At 37.8% G+C, this 26,521-nt stretch carries 23 protein-coding genes; 16 read left to right on the top strand and 7 right to left on the bottom strand.

Features of this window, described 5'->3' with window-relative positions:
* The 9 genes from nrfD (at position 1) to F3G69_RS06840 (ending at position 9,023) form a co-directional block, all read left to right on the top strand.
* Positions 1–966, top strand: coding sequence for an NrfD/PsrC family molybdoenzyme membrane anchor subunit (nrfD, locus tag F3G69_RS06800; RefSeq protein ID WP_084109952.1), 966 nt, complete (start codon positions 1–3; stop codon positions 964–966).
* 14 nt (positions 967–980) lie between these two features.
* Entirely contained in the window at positions 981–3,596 is a 2,616-nt protein-coding gene (locus F3G69_RS06805; RefSeq protein WP_149714790.1) for a cytochrome c biogenesis protein, read from the top strand.
* Positions 3,597–3,604: 8 nt separating this feature from the next.
* Positions 3,605–4,429: an SEL1-like repeat protein gene (locus F3G69_RS06810; protein ID WP_087577369.1), complete on the top strand. Its 825-nt coding sequence runs from the start codon at positions 3,605–3,607 to the stop codon at positions 4,427–4,429.
* Positions 4,430–4,494: 65 nt separating this feature from the next.
* A complete protein-coding gene (locus F3G69_RS06815) occupies positions 4,495–5,616 on the top strand; it encodes a nitrous oxide reductase accessory protein NosL (RefSeq protein WP_149714791.1) in 1,122 nt (373 codons plus the stop codon).
* Position 5,617: 1 nt separating this feature from the next.
* Positions 5,618–5,803 carry a hypothetical protein gene (locus F3G69_RS06820; RefSeq protein WP_054197437.1) on the top strand — a complete coding sequence of 62 codons (186 nt, stop codon included), beginning with the start codon at positions 5,618–5,620 and terminating at the stop codon, positions 5,801–5,803.
* Positions 5,793–6,902 carry an ABC transporter permease gene (locus F3G69_RS06825; RefSeq protein WP_149714792.1) on the top strand — a complete coding sequence of 370 codons (1,110 nt, stop codon included), beginning with the start codon at positions 5,793–5,795 and terminating at the stop codon, positions 6,900–6,902. The genes F3G69_RS06820 and F3G69_RS06825 overlap by 11 nt, the downstream gene beginning before the upstream one ends.
* Positions 6,899–7,567: an ABC transporter ATP-binding protein gene (locus F3G69_RS06830; RefSeq protein ID WP_149714793.1), complete on the top strand. Its 669-nt coding sequence runs from the start codon at positions 6,899–6,901 to the stop codon at positions 7,565–7,567. The genes F3G69_RS06825 and F3G69_RS06830 overlap by 4 nt, the downstream gene beginning before the upstream one ends.
* Entirely contained in the window at positions 7,564–8,517 is a 954-nt protein-coding gene (locus F3G69_RS06835) for a hypothetical protein (protein ID WP_149714794.1), read from the top strand. Before F3G69_RS06830 ends, F3G69_RS06835 begins: the two co-directional genes overlap by 4 nt.
* Positions 8,514–9,023, top strand: coding sequence for a hypothetical protein (locus F3G69_RS06840; RefSeq protein ID WP_021090284.1), 510 nt, complete (start codon positions 8,514–8,516; stop codon positions 9,021–9,023). The genes F3G69_RS06835 and F3G69_RS06840 overlap by 4 nt, the downstream gene beginning before the upstream one ends.
* 48 nt (positions 9,024–9,071) lie before the next feature.
* Here the strand turns inward: F3G69_RS06840 and F3G69_RS06845 are convergent, their stop codons facing one another.
* The 6 genes from F3G69_RS06845 to rsmA form a co-directional block, all read right to left on the bottom strand.
* Entirely contained in the window at positions 9,072–9,362 is a 291-nt protein-coding gene (locus F3G69_RS06845) for a tetratricopeptide repeat protein (RefSeq protein ID WP_223155889.1), read from the bottom strand.
* Entirely contained in the window at positions 9,346–9,513 is a 168-nt protein-coding gene (locus tag F3G69_RS09470) for a hypothetical protein (RefSeq protein ID WP_180997312.1), read from the bottom strand. Before F3G69_RS09470 ends, F3G69_RS06845 begins: the two co-directional genes overlap by 17 nt.
* A gap of 162 nt (positions 9,514–9,675) precedes the next feature.
* Complete coding sequence (locus F3G69_RS06850; protein ID WP_009295179.1) at positions 9,676–10,449, bottom strand: pseudouridine synthase; 774 nt, start codon at positions 10,447–10,449, stop codon at positions 9,676–9,678.
* 1 nt (position 10,450) lies between these two features.
* Complete coding sequence (locus F3G69_RS06855; RefSeq protein ID WP_149714795.1) at positions 10,451–11,404, bottom strand: KpsF/GutQ family sugar-phosphate isomerase; 954 nt, start codon at positions 11,402–11,404, stop codon at positions 10,451–10,453.
* Positions 11,405–11,413: 9 nt separating this feature from the next.
* On the bottom strand, positions 11,414–13,543 hold the full coding sequence (locus F3G69_RS06860) for a ribonuclease J (protein WP_188115345.1): 2,130 nt from the start codon (positions 13,541–13,543) through the stop codon (positions 11,414–11,416).
* Complete coding sequence (gene rsmA, locus F3G69_RS06865; RefSeq protein ID WP_149714834.1) at positions 13,509–14,351, bottom strand: 16S rRNA (adenine(1518)-N(6)/adenine(1519)-N(6))-dimethyltransferase RsmA; 843 nt, start codon at positions 14,349–14,351, stop codon at positions 13,509–13,511. Before rsmA ends, F3G69_RS06860 begins: the two co-directional genes overlap by 35 nt.
* 106 nt (positions 14,352–14,457) lie before the next feature.
* On the opposite strand from rsmA, the gene F3G69_RS06870 reads away from it, so the two are divergent.
* The 4 genes from F3G69_RS06870 to rlmN are packed head-to-tail and all read left to right on the top strand — an operon-like array spanning position 14,458 to position 20,307.
* Positions 14,458–17,742, top strand: a complete 3,285-nt coding sequence (locus F3G69_RS06870) for an AAA domain-containing protein (RefSeq protein WP_149714796.1) — start codon at positions 14,458–14,460, stop codon at positions 17,740–17,742.
* Positions 17,739–18,494: an imidazole glycerol phosphate synthase subunit HisF gene (gene hisF, locus F3G69_RS06875; RefSeq protein ID WP_149714797.1), complete on the top strand. Its 756-nt coding sequence runs from the start codon at positions 17,739–17,741 to the stop codon at positions 18,492–18,494. The genes F3G69_RS06870 and hisF overlap by 4 nt, the downstream gene beginning before the upstream one ends.
* On the top strand, positions 18,494–19,174 hold the full coding sequence (locus F3G69_RS06880; protein ID WP_149714798.1) for a purine-nucleoside phosphorylase: 681 nt from the start codon (positions 18,494–18,496) through the stop codon (positions 19,172–19,174). The genes hisF and F3G69_RS06880 overlap by 1 nt, the downstream gene beginning before the upstream one ends.
* Complete coding sequence (gene rlmN, locus F3G69_RS06885; protein ID WP_103600590.1) at positions 19,171–20,307, top strand: dual-specificity RNA methyltransferase RlmN; 1,137 nt, start codon at positions 19,171–19,173, stop codon at positions 20,305–20,307. The genes F3G69_RS06880 and rlmN overlap by 4 nt, the downstream gene beginning before the upstream one ends.
* 272 nt (positions 20,308–20,579) lie before the next feature.
* On the opposite strand, the gene F3G69_RS06890 is transcribed toward rlmN, so the two are convergent.
* Entirely contained in the window at positions 20,580–21,494 is a 915-nt protein-coding gene (locus F3G69_RS06890; protein WP_103600589.1) for a pseudouridine synthase family protein, read from the bottom strand.
* A 185-nt stretch (positions 21,495–21,679) separates the two neighbouring features.
* Between F3G69_RS06890 and purB the strand changes: the two genes are divergently transcribed.
* From purB to F3G69_RS06905, 3 genes are all read left to right on the top strand, one after another.
* Positions 21,680–23,011: an adenylosuccinate lyase gene (gene purB / locus F3G69_RS06895; RefSeq protein WP_149714799.1), complete on the top strand. Its 1,332-nt coding sequence runs from the start codon at positions 21,680–21,682 to the stop codon at positions 23,009–23,011.
* Positions 23,012–23,230: 219 nt separating this feature from the next.
* Positions 23,231–25,606, top strand: a complete 2,376-nt coding sequence (locus tag F3G69_RS06900) for a ribonucleoside-diphosphate reductase subunit alpha (protein WP_149714800.1) — start codon at positions 23,231–23,233, stop codon at positions 25,604–25,606.
* 221 nt (positions 25,607–25,827) lie between these two features.
* Positions 25,828–26,514, top strand: coding sequence for a hypothetical protein (locus F3G69_RS06905; protein WP_141089794.1), 687 nt, complete (start codon positions 25,828–25,830; stop codon positions 26,512–26,514).
* The last annotated feature ends 7 nt before the right edge of the window (positions 26,515–26,521 follow it).

The following is a 26,521-nucleotide window of genomic DNA, read 5'->3' on the forward strand; positions in this document are numbered from 1 at the left end:
ATGGATGGTGCATTAAATTTTACTGCAACATTTTCGCATGGAGTAGAGTGGGGCTGGCCGATCGCTGTTTATCTTTTGCTAGCTGGTATGAGTGGTGGAGCGCTAATCGCTGCTATACTTTTAAAACACTATAAAAAGCAAGAGAGCTTTAGCCCATTTTTCAAGGCTGCTTCGCTTTTAGCATTTGTTAGCATCATGCTTGGTATGGTTTGCTTGATAGCTGATCTTGAAAAGCCGCTTTTATTTTGGAAAATTTTGATTAATTATAATTTCACATCAGTTATGTCTATCGGTGTTGCTGGACTTTGCGTATTTATACCGCTTAGCTTTTTGATGTGCCTTTATGCATTTAATGATGAGATTTCAAATTTCTTAGCCAAAAGTTTAAAATCCTTTAGCGCTCTTTTTGCACTAATAATGAAAATTTTAATACCACTTTATCCATTTTTAAGTCGTATTTGTCTTATTTTTGCTGTAATAATTTGTGCTTATACTGGATTTTTGATCTCAGTTTTGATTAGATTCCCACTCTTAAACACAGCTGTGCTTCCAGCTTTATTTATAGCTTCAGGACTAAGTGCTGGTATAAGTGGCAGTAGCTTGGTCGCAGCAGCTTTATTTAAAGAAGATCCACATTCAAGCGACCTTCATTCGCTTCATAGCGTAGAATTTAGCGTTTTGGGAGCTGAAATTTTACTCATTTTAATGCTTTTTGTATCGCTTTTACTTGGTTCAAGTTATCAGCAAAATGCAGCTGTTGCTTTTTATAGTGGCGTTTGGGCAAATTTCTTTTGGCTTGGTGTTGTGCTAGTTGGCTTTATTGTGCCTTTTGTTTTAAATTTTGCATTTGGCAAAAAAGTAGCTAGTCTAAAATTTAGCTTTTATATCAGTTCATTAGCGGCCGTTATCGGTGTTTTACTGCTTAGGGTGTTTATACTTTATGCGGGACAAACTTATAGCATTTAAGGTAGAGGCGAGCGATGAGAATTTTAAATATCTACCGCTTGTCTTTGATATTATTATTTATTCTTGCTTTTGGTGCAGGGCTTGCGACTTTTTTAGAAAATTTTTATGACACACAAACGGCTAGAGTGCTTGTTTATGAAGCGCTTTGGTACGAGTGTGTTATGTTTGCTTGCACTATTTGTTTAGCCATTAGTATTGTAAAAACCAAGATGTATAAAAAATTTGGCGCATTTTTGATACATCTTGCTTTTATCGTTATCTTCATCGGGGCTGCACTTACAAGGTATTTTGGCGAAGAGGGCGTTATGCATCTTAGAGCTCTGCAAAGCTCAAATATAATGCAAAGCATTAAGCCTTATCTTAGAGTCGAAATGCTTGGGGAAAATTTTAGTTATCCATTAAAATTAAGCTTATTTGGTAAAAACGACTTTGAGTTTAAAAATTTCATAGTTGGCAAAGAATTTATAATTAACTTACTTGAGTATAAAAAAGACGAGAAAAATGCTCCAGCTACGCTTAGTTTAGAAATAAGCTTTAACGGCGAAAAAAAGAGTGTTAAGCTAAAAGGCGGAGCTGGATATGAGCTAGAGCCTAGTGTGCTAAGTTTTGGTGGGCAAGAGGTAAAATTTTACTTTAGCTCAAAGGCTTTAATTTTGCCATTTTCATTAAAGCTTGACGAGTTTATTTTAGAGCGATATGCAGGGCTAAATACTCCATCATCTTATACAAGTAAAGTAAGTATCGCTGGCAACAAGTACGACATCTCGCTAAATAATCCACTAACGATTGATGGCTATAAAATTTTTCAGTCTTCATACGATCCTGACGAGCTTGGAAGCGCTTTTGAGATCAGCCGTGATCCTGGCAAAATCCCAACTTACATAGGATATTTTTTGCTTTGCCTTGGCTTTGTGGCAAATTTATTTAGCAAAAATAGCCGATTTTTTAGGCTGCTAAATTTTATAAAAGGTTCCCAAATCGCATTTTTGGCTATCTTGCTTTTAAATGCTACTCCAAATTTTGCTAATGAAAATAATAAAAATTTAGACGCTCATGCAAGCAAATTTGCCAAAATTTTGACTCAGGCTGATAGCAGAATCGCTCCAGCTGGCTCTTACTCAAGAGCTGTGATAAGTAAAATTTCAACCAAAACTACGCTATTTGGGCTTAGTAGCGAGGAGCTAATGCTCTCTTTTGCCATTTCGCCAAAAGAGTGGATGGATAAAAGAGTAGTAAAGATCACAAGTGAGCGTGTGGGCGAGCTTTTGGGAGTTAATGAGAAATTTGCTAGTTTTAACGATGTCTTTAACGAAAATGGCGAGTATAAGCTGGCTAAATTTGTAGAAGTTGCAAATGAAAAATCCGCCTCAAAAAGAGATAAATTTGACAACGACGTGATCAAATTTGACGAGAGATTAAATGTCTTGTATCTTGCACTAAAGGGAGAAATTTTAAAATTTATACCAGCTAAAAATGGCGATAAATTAACGTGGCTAGGCGTAAATGAAGCCTTTGGCTCAAGTGAGATTTCAAGCGAGCTTAAAAGCGTTTTAGGCGCTTATATAGAAAATTTAAGCCTTTGCGTAAAAAGTGGTGAGTGCAAAGAGGCTGATAGGAGCTTGGAGAAAATTTCAAGCTATCAAAGAAGCACTTTAGGCTCTCTTGCACCAAGCGAGGCAAAGGTGGAGCTTGAAGTGCTTTATAACCAAATGGAAATTTTTAAATTTCTTATATATTTTTACATGATTCTTGGGCTAGTTTCGCTTGCTCTTGGCTTTTATAGGCTATTTTCTGGAAAGAAATTTAGATTTGAAAATGCATTAAGCCTTGCATTTTATTTTGGCTTTGCGGTGCATTTGTTAAATTTAGCTCTTCGTGCTTATATCTCAGGGCATGCGCCTTGGAGCGATGCTTATGAGAGCTTAGTGTATATCTCGCTTGCAAGTGTATTAGCTGGAGTTTTATTTTTTAAACATCAAAGCTTTGCTCTTGGAGCCGCTTCACTTTTTGCAAGTGTGAGCTTGCTTGTAGCTCATCTAAATTTTATAAATCCACAAATAACAAATCTAGTCCCAGTTTTAAAGTCATTTTGGCTTAGCGTGCACGTAAGTGTCATAACGGCAAGCTATGGCTTTTTAGGCTTTAGCTTTGTGCTTGGGCTTCTTGGGCTTCTTTTAATGGCTATAAAAAATAAAAAAAATGAGCAAAAGCTCAGCGAGCAGATAAGATACCTCGCCGCAACTAATGAGCTAAGCCTCATCATAGGACTTAGCTTGCTCACTATTGGAAATTTCCTTGGCGGCGTCTGGGCGAATGAGAGCTGGGGTAGATACTGGGGCTGGGATAGCAAAGAGAGCTGGTCTTACATTACGATAATTATTTATGCTATTGTGCTTCATTTAAGATTCATCCCAAGATTAAAAAATATTTTTACCTTTTTAGTAGCTAGCGTACTCTCTTTTGGTTCAGTTATTTTTACCTATTTTGGTGTAAATTTCTATCTAAGTGGACTTCACTCATACGCAAATGGTGATGGATTTAGCGTTTCAAATTTGCTTTATTTGATTTTAATGCTCTTGGCTTTGCTAATCGCCTTTGCTTATAGAGGTAAGGATATAAAAGAGATTTAGGAGATATGATGAAAAAGAGTTTGGCTTTATTGTTTGCTTGTTTGGGACTATTGAATGCTGGCTATATCAAAGAGGCTTTAAGCGCAAAAGACGATCACAATAAGCTAGCACAAATTTATGAAGATGCTTGTGATAAAGAGAAAAAGGCATCAGGCTGCTACAATCTAGCTGTGCTTTACAGCAGGGGCGACGGCAACGTCAAAAAGGACGAAGCAAAGGCAGCAATGCTTTATGAAAAAGCTTGTGATCAAAACTTCTCTATGGCTTGCAGCAACCTTGGCTACGTCTATGAAAAAGGCAAAGGTGTGGAAAAAGACCTAGCAAAAGCAGTTAAATTTTATGAAAAAGCATGTAGCGACAACGAGGGTTGCACGGAGCTAGGCTTGCTTTATGCAAATGGCACCGGCGTGACAAAGGATATTAAAAAGGCAAAAGAGCTTTATGAAAAGGCTTGCAAAGCAGGGGACGGCATAGGATGTAGTAATCTTGGCTATCTATATGCGCAAGGTGAAGGTGTAGAAAAAGACTATGCAAAAGCCAAAGCAAACTACGAAATGGCTTGTTCAAACGAAGCTGGCATAGGGTGTGATAATCTTGGCTTTTTATATGTTTATGCACAAGGCGTTGATCAAAACCTTACAAAAGCGACAAAACTTTATGAGCAAGCGTGTATATATGGATATGAAAAGGGCTGCAACAACTACGCTATTATGCTAGCTGAAGGCAAAGGCGTAAAAGAAGATGTAGAAAAAGCACGTGAAATTTTCACTAGAAGCTGCAAAAATGGCTTAAAAGAAGCGTGTGAGAATTTAGAAATTTTAGGAAAGCATTGATGCTTGATAAAGTTAGCCCAGTGGCATTTAAAGCTTATAAATATAAAAATACTAAAGGAGATAATATGATTTTACGTTCTATCTTGGGTTCAGCACTGCTAGCGACCCTACTCTTTGGTGCTTCGGCAAATGAACAAGCCGTCAAAATGAAACCGATGTTTCAAAGCGTGGATCCTAGCAAAGCTACACTAGTAGGAAGTGGCGAGGGCAAGGAGTACTGCGCCGTTTGTGGAATGAATTTGGTTAAATTTTATAAGACCAATCACGTATATAACGGCAAGCAAGTAGCATCACTCCACTGCTTATACGAGCTAACAGAAGGCAAGATCCCAAGCGACGCGCAGGTTGTCGATACTAAAAATCTAAATTTAATCGACGTAAATAAAGCTTTTTATGTCGTTGGTAGTAGTGTTAAAGGCACAATGACTAGAAATAGCAAATACGCCTTTTCAACCGAGGCTGACGCAAAAGAATTTCAAGCAGAAAATGGCGGCGAGATAATGAATTTTGCTAAAGCTTACGAGATCGCTGGACAAGACTTCGCAGGTGATAATAAAATGATTAAAGCTAAGCGTGAGGACGGCGTTTACGCACATGGTAAAGAATTTTATGAAGCAAACTGCGAAAAAACAGATCCAAAAAGCTTTAAAGCCATCTCTGAGCTAAAAGCTCATCTTAAACAAGTATGTGACTCAAAAGAGGCCAGCAAAGCCCCAGAGTATGATAAACACCTACAAGCTGCTGCTTTGTACCTATGGGATGCTCCGGCAAATTTAGGCGCTAGCAACCAAATCTCAAAACCTAAACAAGAAATAAAAAAACCTGAGAGAATAGTCGTACCAAAGGGCACAAGATGTGCGGTATGTGGCATGCTTGTCAAAAATTCTCCATGGGCAACACTCATCAAAGTAGATGGCAAGGATTATTATTTTGATGGCGTAAAAGATATGGCACAATTTTATTTTGCGGACGGTAAAATGAAAGATGCTTATGTGAGTGACTATTACACGCTAGAAAAGCTTGATGCAAAAGATGCGTTTTATGTTCACGGCTCAAACGTTTACGGACCAATGGGCGATGAGTTTATCCCATTTAAAGATGAAGCAAAGGCATGGAGCTTTTTAAAAGACCATGCTGGCAAAGGTGTCATAAGATTTGACGAGATAAAGAATTTTATCGGTAAATAGTGTGAAATTTCTAGTTTTTTTGGCGTTATTTTTTGGACTTTCTTATACGCTTTTAGCGGCACACTATCTTAGCTTTGATCATAAAGCAAAGCAAGATGAGCTAAGAGAAATTTCTAAGATAACAAGAGCAAATGCTGCTTTTAGTTTTAACCAAAAGGGGCAAAAAGGCTTTGTCTATGATAGGTAAAAATTTTATAAACTATGCTGTGGTTCTGCTTTTTAAAGATAGGAAGGATCACCTTTTTAGCTTTTGCCTCTTTGCACTCATTATCTTTGTGCTAAGCTCGGTACTTTTCATCTCTGGATCGATCCAACATGATCTTATAAATTTAGTAAAAGATAGATCAAGTATCGTAGTGAGCGCATTTCGTGCTGGCAAAAATGATCTCATGCACCCTGGCTATATCTACGACATCTCAAAGATTGATGGCGTAAGTGATGTAAGGGGTGTGGTTGATGGAGAGTACTACTTCGTTCAAAAGCGTGTTTGGTTTCATCTATATGAAGACGATAGCTTAAAAGAGGATGAGATGATCGTCGGAGAAGGTGTAAAGGCAGCGATGAATGAGCTTTACTACGATGAAAGCTTTAATTTTTTGACTGAAGAGCGCATGATACCAGTAAAGATATTAAAGACTATGCCGGCACAAAGTGGTTTAATCTCAAATAACGCTATATTTTTGCATCCAAATACGCTAAGGGCTATCTTAAATTTAAAAGATGAAGAGTATACAAAGCTCTACGTTGAGGTGCCAAATACCGATGAGATCAGTGAAGTAGCTTTAAAGATAGAGAATTTATATCCAAATTCTTTCGCTCTTAGTATAGAAGATGAGGTGGCTAAAGTTAGGCACCTTTACTATTATAAGGGTGGAATTTTTATGAGCATTTACGTTAGTGTTATGCTTATATTCTTTGTCTTGCTTAAAAACCAAATTTCACTCGCCTATGGTAGTAAAAAGCGTGAAATAGCTATTTTAAGAAGTATTGGTTTTTGTATAAAAGATATTATATTTTTAAAATTTATACAAAATTTCATCGTTAGTGTTAGTGCTTTTTTACTCGGTGTTATGCTGGCTTATCTTTTTGTTTTTTTATTTAACGCTCCACTTTTAAAGGGGATATTTTTAGGTGATGAGCTTTTAAATTTTACAAATTTCACGCCTATTTTAGAGTTTGACAAGCTCTTTTTGATCTTTGTTTTTGGTGTGATACCATTTTTGGCGTTTGTACTCATACCTTCATGGAGAGTAGCAAGTAGTGACATAAATGAGGGGCTAAAATGATAAATATAAGAGGTGTTAGCCTAGTTTATAACCAAAACAAACAAAATGAGTTTTGTGCTTTAAAAAATATAAATTTAGATATTAATGACGGCGAGCTAGTGATACTAAAAGGCATTAGTGGAAGTGGTAAAAGTACCCTACTTTCTCTTATCGCCCTACTTCAAAAGCCAACTAGTGGAGAAATTTTGATAGATGGCACTAACATTGCAAAGCTACCTGATGCTTTTTGCTCTGAGCTTAGACACAAAAGACTTGGGCTTATCTTCCAAAATTTTAACCTCATTGAGGGGCTAAGTGTATATGAAAATTTATTAGCTCCATTTGCTCTAACAAATTTTAAGGCAAATGTGCGAGATGAGATGATAAAAAAGGCTCTAAGCCTCGCAAATATCGCTCATAAAAAAGATGAGAACGTGTCAAATTTAAGTGGTGGAGAGCGTCAAAGATGTGCGGTAGCTAGGGCTTTATCTATGGATGCTAACATCATCTTGGCTGATGAGCCAACGGCAAATTTAGACAGACAAAATGCACGTGCATTTTTAGGCTTGTTAGAGTCTTTTAAAGCTCTAAAAAAGAGTGTTATCGTCGCTACTCACGATAGCATTTTTGATGAGTTAAGTATCACAGATAGGGTTGTCAGCTTGCAAAACGGAGAGATAGTATGAGTGTCTTTTTATCAAACGCCGTTATAGCCTTTTTGTTAGCGGAGTTTGTGCTTGTAGCTTTGATGAGTATTTCGCTCTTTTATGTAGTTAGGATCGTGAGATCGTGGGATTACAACGCACTAACATCGCTTCAATACTCGCTTGAAAAACAAAACTATCTTGTAAATACTATCTTGCTTTTTTGCGTCTGTATCAAGATCGTATTGTTTATATTCTTTGCACTTTGCCTAAATGAACTCTCTGACATCGTGCCTGGTGCTATGTGTTCAGCTGGCGTAATTGGCTCAAATAAATTTGGTGGCATATTGATGCTCACTAAAATTTTGCTGATCTTTGGACTTGGCATTTGGCTGGTTATAAATAAGCTTGACTTGCAGGCTCTAAATTTCCCTTATCTAAAGAAAAAATACGCCATTTTCATCTGCCTTTTTGTCATGATATTGATCGAACTTGGTATAGAAATTTCGTTTTTTTACAACATTCCACTAAAAGTGCCGGTCTTTTGCTGTTCTGTTACTTTTCAAGCTCCAAAGTTACCATTTGGCTATACAAATTTTGGCTTAGTAAGCGTCTTTTTCGTACTATTTTTTGTCATTTTGGTGCTAAATTTTTTAAAGCAAAGTATGGCGAGCTTTGTGGCAAATTTGTTGTTTTTGGTGCTTAGCTACTACGCCATTACCTACTTTTTTGGCCTTTATGTTTACGAGCAACCAAATCACAAATGCCCATACTGCATGCTAAAAAGTGACTATTTTTATGTTGGCTACCTCATCTGGGGCAGTTTGTTTCTGGGTGTTTTTTACGGCCTTATGCCATATCTTGTTGAGATCATAACAAAGACAAACTACTCACACAAGCTTAAATTTTCATCGATCTGGCTAGGTGTTTGCGTGCTGATCTGCTCGCTTTATGTCCTGAAATACTATTTGTTAAGAGGATTTTTATTTTGATAAAACAAATTTTTTCTTTGTGTTTGTTAGCTCTAGTTTTAGCTGTACTTGCCTATAATGCCGACATAAGCGACGATAAAATTTTAGTACTAAATAACGGCAAATCAGAGCCGATCGAGCAACTTACGCCAAATAAATTTATATGTTATGAGAGTAGGACGCTTATCGCTGATAACAACGACACAGCCCAAGCCATCATGCCAAATGGCGACATCTACTTTTTTAACGACATCACAAATTCTTTCATCTGGTATATGGCACAAAAGAGCAAAGATAAGATAAAGCTATATGTTTATTCAAGAGATACGAATCGCTATATTCTAGCGCAAGATGCTTGGTATTCAAGGGTTGATATAACTCCGATGGGATACGGCATAGGGGCGTATGAGTTTCACACTTACGGCATAAACGATAACTACTTTAAAGAGGTTTTGCTATACGCAGCACGTGGCGAAACGCTACTAAATCCATATATAAACATCTTGCTTTCAGAAAATAAGATATAAATTTATGTAGCTCTAAATTTGTTAGAGCTCGCTAGGTTGTTTTTGGTATTAAAAGCCTTTTTCATTTAGTTTTTTATAGGTGTCACATCCATTTTGATGCCCCAGATCACAAGATTCACCAAAATATTCTTTTGCAATGCGATAATCTTGTCTTACTCCTTGTCCTTTTACATACAAAAATCCTAAATTATAGCAACCTTGAGCATTTTCCCCATTGCAGGCTTTTTCAAATAGTTCTGCTGCTTTGTTATAGTCTTGCTTTACTCCTTGACCATTCATATATAGTATTCCTAAAACACCACAACTATCAGCATAACCGCTATCACAAGTTTTTTTCAAACTGCTCGACTGCTGTTTTATAGTCTCCTCTAATATAAGCTTCAGCTCCAAGCCGCAAAAGATCTTTGGAAAAACCAACAGATAGCAAAACTACAAACAAAAAGATAATTTTTTTTATTTTTACTCCATCTTTTACAAAATTCTTAAACAATATTTTGTCCTTTTAAAACTTAGATTATTGTTAATTATCTATTTATCTTTTGGTTAATATGTAAAATAAATTTACATATTATTTTATTAATTTTTGTAATTGTGGTGTGTGTTTTAAAGGTATATTTGACTTGCCTCCTTTTTTAGAGAAAGCAAGCCAAATTTAGTATCTAACGTTATTAACTTTTAAAAAGTCTCTTAGGTCTTCATATTCGCTGTTTTCAAAGTAGCGCCATTTGCCAGGTTTTAGCATATCAAGGCTAACACGCCCAAAACTAACACGTTTTAGATCCATCACTTCAAGGTCAAAGTATCCAAAGAAACGGCGAAGCTCTCTGTTTTGCCCTTCGTTGATGATGACCTTTAGTTTTGTATAGCCGCCGCTTGAGCCAAAGACTTTATAGGCTAAAAATGGCTTAAATTCCATTGATTTTATAGTGGTTTTTGCGTGAGCGCCTTTGGTGGCGTCCTTGGCAAAAAAGCCATTTGTCATCGCCTCAATTACCTCTTTTGTCACCTCGCCTTTTACTTTTAGATAGTATTCGCGCTCTAAGTCGCTATTCATGAGTGCTGTGGCGATCGCTGGGGCGTCAGTTAGTAAAAGTAGCCCTTCACTTGCATAGTCTAAGCGCCCTACGCTAACAAATTTTGCAAATTTCTTATCTAATGTGTCGTAGATCGTCTTTCGTCCGCGGTCATCTTTTTTGCTAACTAACTCACCCTTTTGTTTATGATAAACGATAACAGTAAATTCCTTTTTTAGCTTTATCAAACGACCATTTATACGCACTTTGTCATCTTCATCCACGCTTGTGGCAAGGTCGCTAACCACTCGTCCTGCTATGCTAACCTTACCAGCTTTTATCAGCTCATCTGCCTCACGGCGTGAGTAATTTGTGTTATGTGAGATAAATTTATTTAGTCTTGTTTTTTCCATTTTATAGTCCTAAATTTGCAAGATCGTGGATGTGTAAAACACCCACAGGTACGCCATCTTCCACAACGGCAAGAAGCTGAATTTTATGTTTTTCTATCAAAGCTAACGCATCCACAGCTAACATTCCCTTGTCGTTTATCTCTTTTGGATGCAAGGTTGCAAATTTCATTGCTGGCTCGTCTAGGTCAAAGTCCTCTCGCATAAGTGCACGTCTAAGATCGCCGTCGCTTAAAATAGCATTTAACACACCATCTTTATCGACGATAAGAACCGTGCCAAGTTTGCCATGCGTCATAGTATCGATTGCTTTTTTTAGGCTTGCATTCCAGCGAACTATCGGTAAATTTTCGCTTCTCATCACATCTTTTACCTTTAAAAATAGCCTCTTGCCAAGGCTGCCACCTGGATGAAAATTTGCAAAGTCCTCTTTTTTAAAGCCTCGCCTTTGCATCAAACAAACAGCCAACGCATCGCCAAGAGCTAACGTTAGCGTAGTTGATGCTGTTGGAGCAGCGTTTAGTGGGCAGGCCTCTTTCTCTACATCTATGCTAATAAATGCATCACTAAATTTACCAAGTGAACTTGTTTTGCTCCTTGCCATGGCGACTATTTTTACACCAAAACGCTTTACGTGAGGTAAAATTTTGATAAGCTCATCGCTCTCACCACTAAAACTAATGGCTAACAAAACATCATCTTTTCCTATCATGCCAAGGTCGCCGTGCATAGCCTCTGTTGGATGCAAGAAAAAGCTTGGCGTGCCGGTGCTTGCAAGCGTGGCGGCGATCTTTGCACCTACATGACCGCTCTTGCCCACGCCTGTGACTATGACTTTGCCTTTTGCGTTATATATCAAATTTACAGCATCTTCTATCTCTAAGTTTTTAGCATGTCTTAAAAGCTCGTTCGCTTCTATTTTTAAAACTTCGGCTGCGATTTGGTTGATTGTTTGCATAAATTTCCCTTACATTAGATAGATGATCGGCACGATAGTTGGGTACTTTTTGGCCTTTCTAAAGATATGCTTTCTGATCACTTGACGCACTTGTGACTCGAGCAGTCTGCCATCTTTTAAAAGCTCCTCTTTGACATTGCTTAAAAACTGCGTCAAAATTTCTTGCATCTCTTTGCTAAACTCCGCATCTTGTTTATTGCCCACAAGGCCGTAGCTAATGACACGAGGCTTGTTTATAAGTTTTGCGCCATGACGTGAAATTTGAGCGATTATCATGACGACACCTGCTTCAGCAAGGTTTTGTCTATCGATGACAACATCGTCTGAGATTTGTTTATTTATTTGATTGTCTATGAAGACTTTGCCGGTTTTTACTGTTTTTACACGCTTTAAGTATTTTTGACAGATCTCCATTTGATCGCCATCACTCATTAGATAGATATTTCTCTCATCTACGCCGCAGCTAATAGCTGTCTCTTTGTGCTTTGCGATGTGATTGTATTCGCCATGTACCGGTAAGAAAAATTTTGGTTTTATAAGACGTAGCATCAGCTTTTGCTCCTCTTGCGCCGCGTGACCGCTGACGTGGATCTCGCTAAAGTCTTGGTAAGCGACGTTCGCGCCTGATTTTATTAGGAAATTTAATACAGTTGAGATACTACTTTCATTACCAGGGATCGCCTTTGAGCTGATGATGATCTGATCGGTTGGCTTTATTTTGATGTATTTGTGCTCGTCGGTAGCCATTCGGTAGAGCGCGCTCATAGTCTCACCCTGAGAGCCTGTGGTAACGATCAGCACTTCGTTATCTTTAAATTTACCGACTTCATTTGCATCGATAAAAATTTTCTTATCAAGTTTGATGTAGCCAAGCTCCATTGCAGTATATAAATTTCTCTCCATTGATCTACCAATGACACAGACTTTGCGGTTGTATTTTAGCCCCCACTCGATCGCCTGATAAACGCGGTGGATGTTGGAGCTAAATGTACTCATTATGACGCGACCTTTGGCTTTTGAGAAAATCGCATCAAAGGTTTTGCCCACGCTGCTTTCGCTTTTAGTAAAGCCCTCTCGATAGCTGTTCGTACTATCGCTCATGAGGCACAGTACGCCGCGCTCGCCGTAGTATGCGAGCCTGCCAAGGTCAGTTGGATAGCCATCTATCGGCGTATGGTCGATCTTAAAGTCACCCGTATGTATGATAGTGCCAGCCTTTGTCGTGATGGCTAGCGCGCTAGCGTCGATGATAGAGTGAGTTATATGTATCCACTCAACCTCAAAGTCGCCTATTAGATATGGCTTTCTTTTTTCGACAGAGCGGAAAAGTGAGCGCTCCTGCTTTAAGCCGTGCTCTTCAAATTTATTATTTATCATACCAAGTGGTAAAGGCGTGGCGTAAATCGGAAATTTAAACTCTTTGTAAAAATATGGTACTGCACCGATGTGATCCTCATGTGCGTGAGTAATGATGACACCTTTTATCTTATCTTTTATCTTGCGTACGTAGTCAAAGTCCGGGATGAGGATATCCACGCCGTGCATACTCTCGCTAGGAAAGCTCATACCGATATCAACGATGATAGCGCTGGTTTCAGTTTCAAAGACGGTCATGTTGCCGCCGATCTCACCAAGACCGCCAAGTGGAGTTATGCGAATTTTATGTTCGCTTGAGTTTAGATACTTCATCGGCTCCAGACGAAGCTCGTGAACAGCCTTATTTGCCACCATTGCACTTGCGATATCTTGCTGCCACTGCTCATTACCGTTTAGTTTTGCAGGTAAATTTTTCTTTGGCTTTTTAGCTTTTTTAGGCTTTTCTTTTTGTTCTTGCGTTTTGGTTTTTGTTTCTTGTGGTTCTTGTTTTTGCTCTTTTGGCTTATTATTTTCGCCGTTTTTGTTTTGATTTTTATTATTTCTTGGCTTTTTTGGGCGAGAATTTTGGCTCTTTGGCTCGGCGTGCGTTTCAGTTTCAGCCTGCTCTGCTGCAAAGAAGTTATCTATTACACTTTTACTTGCTAGTGAAGCTTGCTCGGTAATTTCGCCCTCTTGTTTTGGCTTATTTTTTGGTCTAAATCTTCGTCTTTTGTTGTTTTTGCTTTGGTTAGTTACAACTTTCTCTTCGTTTTTGTCGTTCATTATCTTCCTTTAATCTTTCAAATACTTTTAGATAAGAATCGACATCTAGCTCGTGTGGACGTAAATTTTGGTTTAAAGCTAGGCTTTCAAAAATTTCTTCTAGCGCATTTTTGTCAAAATTTGTAGATAAATTTTTCAAAAGCGTTTTTCTTGGCGAAGCAAATGCAGCTCTTAAAAATACTTTAAAAGCCTCGTATTGTTTTGCATCTTTGAAAATCCCGTCTTTGCCAAAAATCTTTTTTGTTTTTTGTAGTTTGATGACTGAAGATGTGACCTTTGGAGGTGGATTAAAAAGCTTTGCATCCACGTCAAACAAAAGCTCACACCTGCCTTGAAGTGAAGCGAGGATCGATAAAGCGCTAAATTCTTTATCCTTGCTCTTTGCACTAAATTTAAGAGCAACCTCTTTTTGTATCATCACGATAAGGCCAAGGCATTTTTCGTCATCTATCGCATTTAGTATCATTTTCGTAGCAACGTAATAGGGTAAATTTGCGACCAAAAAGTAGTTCTCGCTACTTAGTCCGCCCTCTTGCTGCCACTGCTCTAAAGCATCTTTACAAAAAAGTTTTAATTGTCCATTTTGGATCTCATTTGCAAATTTGGCCTTTAAAATTTGAAACAGCTCACAATCTATCTCAAAACAGGTCGTCTTGTAAATTTGCAAAAGTCTAAATGTCAAATCACCTAAGCCAGGCCCAATCTCAACGATGTTTGCTACATCATTGGGTATCGCTTGGATGATCTTATCTAGTGTCGCTTTGTCCTGTAAAAAATTCTGTCCAAAGTGCTTTTTTGCCTTTATCATAGCCGCGATATTAGCCAAAAATTACTTATACAATGATTACAAGTTTAGTTTAATCATATATAAAATGGATTATAATCACTAAATAATAACGAAATAGGGCATAAATTTGAGCAAAGCAAATACCTTAAAATACTTTTTATTATCACAATATTTAGAGCCAAAAACCTTAGACGAGCCAAAAAAGACAAATACTAGATTTAAAAAATCAATAGACCTTGAGATCGCAAATTTCGATGAGAAATTTATGCAAATTTTAAGAGCGTTTGATAGCTCACTTTTAAAAAATGGTGTAGAAATTTCGATTTATGGCGGTATTTTTGAGACTGACTTGCTTGCCATTTATATCTCAAAGCTGGCAAAGGTGAAATTTGAAAAAGAGCAAATTTTAGATGAGCTACGATCTGAGCAAACGAGCTTTGAAAAGGCATTTTGTTATAAGCTTAAGCTCGCTGGTGATTTGGTATTTTGTAAAGATGATCAAAATTTTGCTTTAAAAGATGTAGATTTAGATGATGATTTAACTCCGTTTTTTACACCAAACTCATCTGATGATCTTTTCATCTCAACAGCTCCTTGGGCAACGGCTCGCCTAAATCATCTAAAAGATATAAGTCAAAGTGATTTTAGCAAAGAGTGTGAGCGTATAAAAGACAAGCTATCTATCTATAAAGAAAAAATGGAATTTGGCAAATATATAAAGCTTATAAACGATGCGCTAAAAAGTGCACTTAAAACACCATTTTGTAATGATTTCTTAAGGCTTGAAATAAAGATCATAAATCCAAATTTTAAAGAAAATGATAGCCTTTTAAATAGCTTTTTTATAGATGATATAAATTTGCTTATCAAATTTTACGAGTCAGGCAGGACGCACGAGCTAACGGATCAATTTCTAGACGAGGGCAGTGAGAATAAATTTGAAAGACTTGATGTAAGAGATGAGCAAAATAAAAGGCTTGTTAGAGATTTTCTTAAAGCAGAAGAGTATCCAAGATCGGCTTTTGCCAGCGACTTCGCTTTAAATTTCTCACAGCAAATTGCTGTTAATAACATCATTAAAAAATTTAAAGAAAAAAGTGGTGGAATCTATAGCGTAAATGGTGCTCCAGGCACTGGTAAAACAACGCTTTTAAAAGACGTAATGGCTGAAGTTGTTACGCTTAGAGCGATGAAACTCGCGCAAATGAGTAGACATGATATCTTTGCACCAGTTCGAGATAGTAGCGATAAGGTGCTTTATTTTACTCTAAATAAAGAACTCCAGGGCTATGAGATGGTTGTTAGCTCTTGCAATAACGGTGCGGTTGAAATTTTAAGTAAAGAGCTTAGCCAGTTAAAAAGTATTGGTAGTTATGCAGGCGAGATTGATTATTTTAAATTTATAGCTACAAGGCTTCTCTCGGCCGATGAAAAGACAAATTTTGGAGAAAAATCTTTTATCTCAAAACCTGCATGGGGACTTTTTTGCATACCTCTTGGCTCAAAGCAAAATAAGTCAAATTTTGTTTTTAACGCGATTAATGGCGTAAAGATCGAAAAAACGCATAGTCAGTTTGAAGACATTTCAAAAGAATTTAAAGAATTTATAGAACAAGATGGCTTTTTAATGGGGCTTGGCAAATACTTGGCTACCGGTGAAGGAATTGATGATTACGACGAGGCAAAGGAGAAATTTAATCAAGCCCTACATGAAGTAAATCTACTTTTTAGCGAGATCAGGATCAAAGAAGAGGAGCTAAAAAGTATAAATAGTGAGCTTATAAATATCGATAAAAGACTTGATAACTATAATTCAGCAAGGCAAATAGACGAGCTTTTAAGGCCACTAATAGATGAACTGGATTTGAGCAAAAATGAGCTAGAGCAAAAGGCTACGGAAGCTAACGAGCTAACAAAGCTTATCGGACAAAATGAAATTTTACAAGAGTATCTGAGTGCGCCTCCAAAGCCATCATTTTTTATTTTCCAGCAAATTTTAAAGACGCAAGCTTTTGAAAAATATAACAATGAAGCGCAAAAAGTTAGTGAGATAAATCGCCAAATAGCTGAGCAAAATTTGAAAGCAAGCAAGCAAAATAGTGAAAATAAAGAGAAGAATGAAGTAAAATTAAACGAACTAAAAGCTCAAATAACTCAGCTTGAAGAGAAAATTTTAGAACTTAACACCAAGATAGACCATCTAAACAAGCTTAATGATGACTTTATTAGACGTCAAAAATTAATTGGTAGAAGTGAAGAACTTGATGGCTTTTTAAATGGTAGTTTTAATCAGAGTAATGAAGAAATACAAAAGAGCATGCCATTTATGATGGAGCGTGATCTTGATGGGAAATCCCACAAGACAAAGCTTTTTAACGCAAGAATCAAGCTTTTTAAAGAAGCACTTAATCTGCATAAAGCTACTATTTTTGCTTGCAAAGAGGCTGTTAGAACAAATTTGCGAGCTCTTAGCGTTATATTTAATGATGAAAAAATGGCTGAGAAAAACGGGCTTGAGGCTAAAGATAGACGTGAAATAATAAAAGGATTATTTTTACTAACGCCAGTTGTTAGTTCTACTTTTGCATCTTTTAATAATAGCTTTAAAGAGCTACTAAATGGCGATATAGGCTTGCTCTTAATAGATGAGGCAGGGCAGGCAAATTTAACTAACGCATTATGTGCACTGCTTCGTTCAAACATGGCTGTTGTAGTTGGTGATCCACTTCAACTTGAGCCTGTTGTAACATTGCCACCAGCTTTAAATAACGCTATTTTACGCTACTGTGATGCAAAGGATGAGTTTAATCTACTAAAATCATCAGTTCAACTTCGAGCTGATAAAGTACAAAATATTGGTACATATATAAAAGGAGAGGGTAAGTCCATTTGGGTTGGTTCGCCACTTATCGTTCATAGAAGGTGCGCCAACCCTATGTTTAAAATTTCAAACGAAACAACATATGATAATATGATGATACTTGGTAGAAGTAGTGAAAGTAAACTTAGTGACCCTAACATCAAAACAGAATGGATTGATGTTAGTAGTGATGAATGGATAGGTAATTATAATAAAGCCGAAGGTATGATCGTTAAAGAGCTTTTAAATGGTAAGCTAGCCAAGCTAAAAGATAGCGTTAAAATAATAACACCTTTTAAAGATGTTTGTAAAAATTTAAAAGGGGCTGGTACCATTCACACCATGCAAGGCAAAGAAGCTGATGTTGTTATCTTTGTCCTTGGCGGTGCTACAAAAGGTGCTAGAGCATGGGCTGCTAGTACGCCAAATTTACTAAATGTAGCACTAACAAGAGCAAAAGAGGTTATTTATATAGTTGGTAACCGAGAAAATTGGTCTAATTTGCCATATTTTGAAGTAGCTGCTAGAAAAATAGATAAAGGACAGATTTGAATCATTTTGCAAAACGCATAATCCCATGCCTTGATGTAAAAGATGGCAGAGTTGTAAAGGGTGTAAATTTCGTAGGACTTGTCGATGCTGGAGATCCTGTCGAGATAGCCAAAAGATACAATGACGAGGGTGCTGATGAGCTTTGCTTTTTAGATATCACTGCCTCTCATCTTGGGCGTGATACGATAGTTGATGTCGTTAAAAAGGTCGCAAGCAAGCTTTTTATACCCCTAACCGTTGGAGGTGGCATACGCACGATCGATGATATCTCTCGCCTTTTAAATGCGGGCTGCGACAAGGTGAGCCTAAACTCATCGGCTATAAAAGATCCAAATTTGATCGACGAAGCGGCTAAGAAATTTGGCTCGCAATGTGTCGTCGTGGCGATCGACGCTAAAAAGATCGAAAATGGTTATAGTGTCTTTATAAATGGCGGCAGGATCGATACCAAAAAAGATGCCTTTTCTTGGGCGAAAGAGGTCGAGTCGCGTGGAGCAGGGGAGATATTGCTAACCTCTATGGACAATGACGGCGTCAAACAGGGCTTTAACCTTGAGCTAATAAAGATATTTAGTACGCTTTCTATACCAACTATCACAAGTGGTGGTGCAGGTAAGATGGAGCACTTTAAAGAGGCTTTTGAAGCTGGGGCTGATGCGTGTTTAGCTGCTTCGATATTTCACTTTGGCGAAATCGAGATAAAAAAACTAAAAGAGTATCTCAAGGCAAATGGCGTTGAGGTTAGGCTCTGATGTTGATTGTCTCTGCTGGAAAAAACGAAATTTTTGACTTTGCTTTGCCAATGGGTGTGGGGCTAGTTGATATGGCAATAAGTTTGACAAAATTTTTGCAGAAACGAGCATGTATTGGAGCGGATGAAAAGGGTATAAATTTAAAAAATATCGATCCGCGCTATCTTACAAAGATTGAAGCTAAATTTGCAAACTCATCAAATCCAGAGCTACAAAATCTAAGCCAAAATTTGTCAAAAAATCCTGAACGAAATTTGTATCAGATGCCAGAAAAAATAGTTTTCGTTGGCTCGGCAGGTCTTTATAAAGATGGTGAAATTTTACAAATTTATGAAAGCTCGGTTGGGGCAAATATTGAAATTTCTAGCGTAGAAAATAGATCTTATTCACCGATTGAGTGTGAAATTTCTTCTATCGTTTCACGTGGAACTATCAAAACAAATTCATCAAATTTCATAACTACAGACAAAAATTTGGCTCATAAGATGTTTGAAAAGGGTTATTTTTTAGAAAATATGGAGTTTTTTTCTGTTCTAAAAGTAGCTCAAATTTTTAAAATTCCAGCTTATGGAATTTTCGTAGCGACAAATTTTTGTGATAAAAATGCACATGCTGATTTTATAAAAAATCACGCAGAGGCCAAGAAAATTCTAACAAAATATATAAAGGAAAATATGTGATAAATTTGCTTGATCTTAGTATCGATGAGCTAAAAGAGTTAGTTTCTCCACCATTTAGAGCAATACAAATCTACGAGTGGATATATAAAAAAAATGCAACCGAATTTAGCCAAATGCTAAATTTACCTAAAGATATGCGTCAAGATCTGGCTGAAAAATTTTATATCGATCCTTTAAAATGTGTAAAATTTGAGCAAAGTAGTGATGGTTCGATCAAGTATCTTTTTGAGCTAAAAGATGGGCTAAAGATAGAGAGTGTCTTACTCCCAATGAAAGAGGAGATTAGTGATGAGAATGGAAAGATTAGTCGCCATGCTCGTTATACAGTTTGTGTTAGCTCACAGGTTGGCTGTAAAATGGGATGTGCTTTTTGTCTAACAGCAAAGGGCGGGCTTGTTAGAAATTTGACTGCAGGCGAGATTGTGGGGCAAATTTTATGGATAAAAAGAGAGAATAAGATACCTTATGAAAGACGCATAAATGTCGTTTATATGGGTATGGGTGAGCCACTTGATAATCTTGCTAACGTTAGTAAAGCGATCAAAATTTTAGCACTTAACGAGGGTCTAGCCATATCTCCGCGTCGTCAAACCGTTTCAACTAGCGGACTTGGCAGCCAGATAAAAAAGCTTGGCGAGATGGATCTTGGTGTGTTATTGGCCATATCGCTTCATGCTGTTACTAATGAGCTTAGAAGCCGTCTGATGCCGATAAATAAGGCTTATAATATCGAGGCTGTTATGGATGCTGTTAGGGGATTCCCTATCGATATGCGCAAACGCGTGATGTTTGAATACCTTGTTATCAAAGACCTGAATGACAGCGTTAGTGATGCAAAAAAGCTGGTAAAACTACTGCATGGTATCAAGGCAAAGGTAAATTTGATCTATTTTAACCCGCATGAAGGCAGTGAATTTGGACGGCCTGAGCTTGCTAGCATGCTAAAATTTCAAGAATATCTAAGAGATCATGGTATTACTTGCACGATCAGGCAGAGCAAAGGGCTTGATATAAGTGCGGCTTGCGGACAATTAAAACAACGCAATGAAAATGCAAAATTTAAAGCTATTTCCAGCGATAAAAATTTAAAAACACAGTCGCTTGAAAATAATAGCAAAGCCAGTGTGAGTTAGAATGAGTGTACTTGATATAGCCGAAATAGTCTTTGTTGCTGTTGTGGTTTTACTTGGATTAGGACTTATTTTAAAAGTTTTAAAAGATGAAAAAGATAGGCATAAATTCTAAGCCTTAACATCAAGATAAAGCCTAGCTCTCATAAAGAAATAAAATGGAGCATTAATTACATAAACTACAAAATTATCATTGTGGTATTTAAAAGTGATAAACTTTGGCAAAACGTAGGTAAAGGTTTATGAGAAATAGAAATTTATTAAAAAATTTTAGACTAAAGTAAACCTTCTTTTGCAAATCTATAAAACTCGCTTTCAGCGTCAAATTTACTTTTTATGTTATAAAAAATTTTATCAAATTTAAAAGAAATTTTATCCGAGTGAAGCAAGAGCCTTTTTGCTCCAGTTAAATTTATTCGTTCACGCTCGCTCATCTCTTTATCTAAAATTTTCTCGATCTGCGGACGTGACAAACCATAAAGTGGTTCGCCAAGTATCTTGTGTTTCACATGAAACAAATGTAAGCGAATTTGATGCTGTCTACCAGTGAGTGGGATAGCCTGAACCAAAGTCGTATTGATATCGTCAAAATATCTGATCGGCAAAATTTTAGTCACAGCACTCTTACCGTTTTCGCAAATTTGCATTCGCATTTTCACATCGTCGTAGTTGTTTGCTAGATCCATTTTGGCATCGATCGTAAATTCTCGTTCGATCTTGCCTTGTACCATCGCGACGTAGCTTTTAGAAACCTCTCTATTTTCAAAGATTTTTTTTAGTTTAATCGTAGAATTTCTATCTTTGCCCACGACTATCACGCCGCTCGTCTCAAAGTCTAGTCTATGTGCCACGCTCGCATCTCGCCCAAAAAGCGTGTAAATTTCATCATTTAGCGAGTATTCGCAGTGTCTGCCATTTGGGTGGCTAAGAACTCCGCTTGGTTTGTCAAATACAGCAAAACTCTCACATTCAAAGATTGGTTTTAGCCCCTTTGGCTCCGCCTCATAGTCGATCAAAAAAATATTACCACACAAAATGGCATTTTTCTCACTCACGACACTACCGCCACATATCAGCCTACCTTTATCTATGAGGCGTTGCGCTTCTCTCATACTAAAGCCAGTTTTCATTAAAATTTCATACGCTTTTTGTTTGTTTGCAGTGGCAATAAATTTATTTACATAGGGCAAGGTAATCCTTTTAAAAATGAGCGAGCTATCTTAAGCACAAATTTATAAGTATATAACCGATATTTCAGCACGGATTTTATATAATCCAAACTTAAATTTTATAAAAATTATACGATGTGATTTTTAGCTTTCAAGGCTAAAATTTACTTTTATGATAAAGAAAACTAATACAAAAAGGTTCAACAATGGTCGAAAGATACTCACGCAAAGAGATGGCTGAAAAGTGGAGTATACAAGCAAAATACGACGCTTGGCTCAAGGTAGAAAAAGCTGCCGTTAAAGCTTGGAATAAGCTTGGCTTCATAAGTGATGGCGACTGCGAGAAAATTTGCAAAAACGCTAAATTTGAAGTGGCTCGTATTGATGAGATAGAAAAGACGACAAAGCACGACGTCATTGCATTTTTAACAAGTGTCAGCGAGAGCCTTGGCGAGGAGAGCAGATTCGTGCATTATGGCATGACCTCAAGCGACTGCATCGACACAGCCGTCGCACTTCAGATGAAAGAGAGCCTAGAGCTCATTATTAGCGACGTTGAGGAGTTCATGCAGGCGGTCAAAAACAGAGCGATCGAGCACAAGCACACGCTTATGGTCGGTAGAAGTCACGGCATCCACGGCGAGCCGATAACTTTTGGCCTTGTGCTTGCCATCTGGTACGATGAGATCGCAAGGGCACTAAAGCTCATCAAAGACGCAAAAGATACGATCAGCTACGGCAAACTCTCAGGCGCTATGGGAAATTTAGCCCACGCTCCGATGGAATTTGAAGAGCTAACATGCGAGGAGCTAGGCCTTAAAGCTGCTCCAGCGTCTAACCAAGTGATCCAGCGTGATCGCTACGCACATGTGGTGAGCGCCATCGCAGTTCTAGCCTCTACTTGCGAGAAGATCGCAGTTGCCATTAGGCACTACCAAAGGACCGAAGTTTATGAGGCGGAGGAGTACTTTAGCCCAGGACAAAAGGGCTCAAGCGCGATGCCACATAAACGCAATCCAGTCCTTAGCGAAAACATCACCGGCCTTTGTAGAGTGCTACGCTCATACGTTACGCCAGCACTTGAAAACGTCGCACTTTGGCACGAGCGCGATATCAGCCACAGCTCGGTTGAGAGATTTATTCTGCCAGATATGTTTATCACGGCTGACTTTATGCTGGTTCGCATCAAAAATTTGATAGCAAATTTAGTCGTCTATCCAGAAAATATGATGAAAAATTTAAATTTAACAGGCGGTCTAGTCTTTTCACAGCGCGTGCTTTTACAACTGCCGCAGCGCGGAATCTCTAGAGAGGACGCATATAAGATCGTTCAGCGCAACGCCATGAAGGTCTGGGCAGACTTGCAAGAGGGCAAAAAAGCGATCGACGAGCAAGGCCACAGCCTATTTTTACAAAATTTGCTAAACGACGAGGACTTAACTAAGAGCCTTAGCAAAGATGAGATCAAAGAGTGCTTTGACTACAACTACTACACTAAAAATGTAGATAGAATTTTTGCCAGAGTTTTTGGCAAGTAAATTTAAATGCAAGAAGCAAATTTATGCTTCTTGCTTCAAGACATCGCTTCAAAAATTTTTACAATCATTTTAAAATAAGATCAAATTTTTTAATTTTTTAAAAATAAAATATTATTTTTTGAGTCAAATTTTATATTTAAAAGCACTTTTTTAACAAAGAGAGTTTTTATCTCCTTTTGGATAAAATCCCAAATTAAAATTTAACACGGAGAGATATTTTTGAAAGTTATAAAACGTAATGGTAGAACAGAAGAGCTTGATATCAGCAAGATCAAAAAATATACAAACGAAGCCGTTTTTGGTCTTAGCAACGTAAGCCTTAGCGAGCTTGAAGTAGATGCGAAAATCCAGTTTAGAGATATGATAACGACTGAGGAAATTCAACAGACTCTTATAAAAACAGCAGTTGATAAGATCGATATCGACCGCCCAAACTGGACATTTGTTGCTGCAAGGCTATTTTTATACGATCTTTATCACAAAGTATCTGGCTTTAACGGCTACAATCACCTAAAAGACTACCTAGTAAAAGGCGAAAAGGTAGGCCGTATCATCCCTGGGCTAAAAGAGAAGTACGATCTTGAGGATCTAAACGCCTATATCAAGCCTGAGCGTGACCTTCAGTTTGCATACCTTGGTATCAAGACGCTTTATGACCGCTACCTCATCAAAGACAAAAATGGCATGCCAATCGAGCTGCCACAGCATATGTTTATGGCGATCGCGATGTTTCTTGCGCAAAACGAGCTAGACAGCCAAGGCTGGGCTAAGAAATTTTACGACCTCATCTCTAAATTTGAAGTGATGCTAGCCACGCCAACGCTCTCCAATGCAAGGACTACACGCCACCAGCTAAGTAGCTGTTACGTAGGCAGTACGCCTGATAATATCGAGGGCATTTTTGATAGCTACAAAGAGATGGCGCTACTTTCAAAATTTGGTGGCGGTATCGGCTGGGACTGGAGCAAGGTGCGTGCCATGGGCGGCAGTATCGACGGACACAAAAACGCAGCTGGCGGTATCATTCCATTTTTAAAAGTAACAAACGACATCGCAGTAGCGGTAGATCAGCTAGGCACTAGAAAGGGAGCAATCGCTGTTTATATCGAGCCTTGGCACATGGACGTGAGCGATTTTCTCGATCTTCGTAAAAACTCAGGCGAAGAGAGACGCCGCGCACACGAGCTTTTCCCTGCGCTTTGGATAAACGACCTATTTATGAAGCGTGTCAAAGAAAATGGCCGCTGGAGCCTCTTTGACCCAGCTCAAGTAAGCGATCTTTGCGACCTTTATGGCGAGGCGTTTGAAAAGAGATACTTGGAGTATGAAAACGACGAAAATATCCAGAAAAACACCATCCTTGCAAAAGAGCTTTGGAAGAAAATTTTAACTAGCTATTTTGAAACGGGTATGCCATTTTTGTGCTTTAAAGACAATGCCAACAAAACAAATCCAAATGACCACGAGGGCATCATCAGAAGCTCAAATTTATGTACCGAAATTTTCCAAAACACAGCACCAAACTACTATAAGATCAAGATCACTTATGAAGACGGCGGCGAGGAGCTATTTGATGAAGAAGAAGACGTCACGGTCGATAGTGGCATAACTAAAAAAGCCAAAAAGCTAAGCGCGCTTGATAGCCTAAAAGGCAAGCAAATTTTTATCGTAGAAAAAGAGAGCATCGAGGGCAAAACAGCAGTTTGCAACCTTGCAAGTATAAATTTAAGTAAGATAAATAGTAAAGAGGACATCGAGCGTGTCGTGCCGATAGCTATTAGAATGCTTGATAACGTTATAGACCTAAATTTCTACCCACACAAAAAGGTAAAACACACAAACCTATCATCTCGCTCGATCGGCCTTGGCGTCATGGGCGAGGCGCAAATGCTAGCTGAGAAAAACGTAAAATGGGGCAGCTATGAGCATTTGGCGCTCATTGATAGCATAATGGAAAACATAAGCTTCAACGCCATCTACGCTAGCTCAAATTTAGCCGTAGAAAAGGGCGTCTATCCAAAATTTGAAGGCTCAAAATGGAGCAAAGGCATCATGCCGATAGACACCGCGAATGAGAACGCAAAAGCGCTTTTAAACGACAAAGGCGGGCTATTTGACGAAAATGTCTGCGACTGGGACAAGCTAAGAGAGAAGGTCAAGCGCGACGGTATGAGAAACGGCTACCTAATGGCGATCGCTCCAACTAGCTCGATCTCGATCCTCGTTGGCACTACTCAGACCATCGAGCCGGTCTATAAACGCAAGTGGTTTGAGCACAACCTAAGTGGCATGATCCCAAATGTCGTGCCAAATTTAAGCCCTGAGACGTGGCAGTTTTACACGCCAGCATATGAGCTTGATCAGAGAATTTTGATAAAAGCAGGCGCGATCCGCCAAAAATGGATCGATCAAGGTCAAAGTTTAAATATATTTATGAGCTTAGACAAAGCAAGCGGTGGATATCTAAGTGAAATTTACACGCTTGCATGGGAGCTTGGACTAAAATCAACCTACTATCTACGCTCTGAGTCACCAGACAGCGAAAAGCTAAACGACGTGGCCGACCGTTCGATCGAATGCGAAGGATGTCAGTAAAATTATTCAATATCTATGGCGTTTGCCATAGATATCTTTCTTGCTTCATATAAAAATAAAAGGCGATTATTTTGTCTAGTTTAACAGATATTGAAAAAAATATTTAGAAACACTTTTTGAAATGAATACAGGCTATGTTTTAGATTTTACTGATCGGACTTTTTACGATTTTATACAAAATATCACTGGAATCGATATACATGCTATTAAATATAACATTTATGGAAGTTCCAAAGCAAAAAAAATTAAGAGCCTTTTGGCAAACTGAAAGCGACGCAGTAAATGGAAGAGTATTAAAGAATTTATTGGAACGCTATAAATTTAATGTTGATAGCGGAAGGATTAAATTTAACAAAAAAATTTACAGTGAATGCATAAAAATCACCAATAGGCTTCTTGGTGTTAAAAATACTATAGATTCGGAAGATGAATTATTAAAGAAAAAATTTGATGACATTAATATTAAAGATTTATCTTTGGATTATGGACTAGAAAAGGTCTTGGAGTATAGAGTTACAGAGATAGATAAATGCTTGGGTATCGGTGCATATATGTCAGCAATTATACTATGTGGAAGTATCTTAGAATGTCTTTTGTTAAACTTTATGCTAAAAAATCCAAAACAATTTAATATATATAACGAATCTCCAAAAGACAAAACTGGTAAAGTGAAACCTTTTCAGGATTGGAAACTAGCAGAAATGATAGATGTATCTGGCGGGATAGGGATTTTGTCTCAAGATACTAAAAAATTTTCACACGAATTAAGAAATTTTAGAAACTATATACATCCTATGGAACAGATGGCTAATAATTTTAAACCTGACGACCAAACGGCTAAAGTTGCTTTTCAGGTTTTAAAAATGGCTATTTTAGATTTAAAAAAGCAAAGAGATACGAAACTATAATAGTATT

The sequence above is a fragment of the Campylobacter concisus genome, assembly GCF_902460625.1.
GTDB lineage: Bacteria > Campylobacterota > Campylobacteria > Campylobacterales > Campylobacteraceae > Campylobacter_A > Campylobacter_A concisus_AD.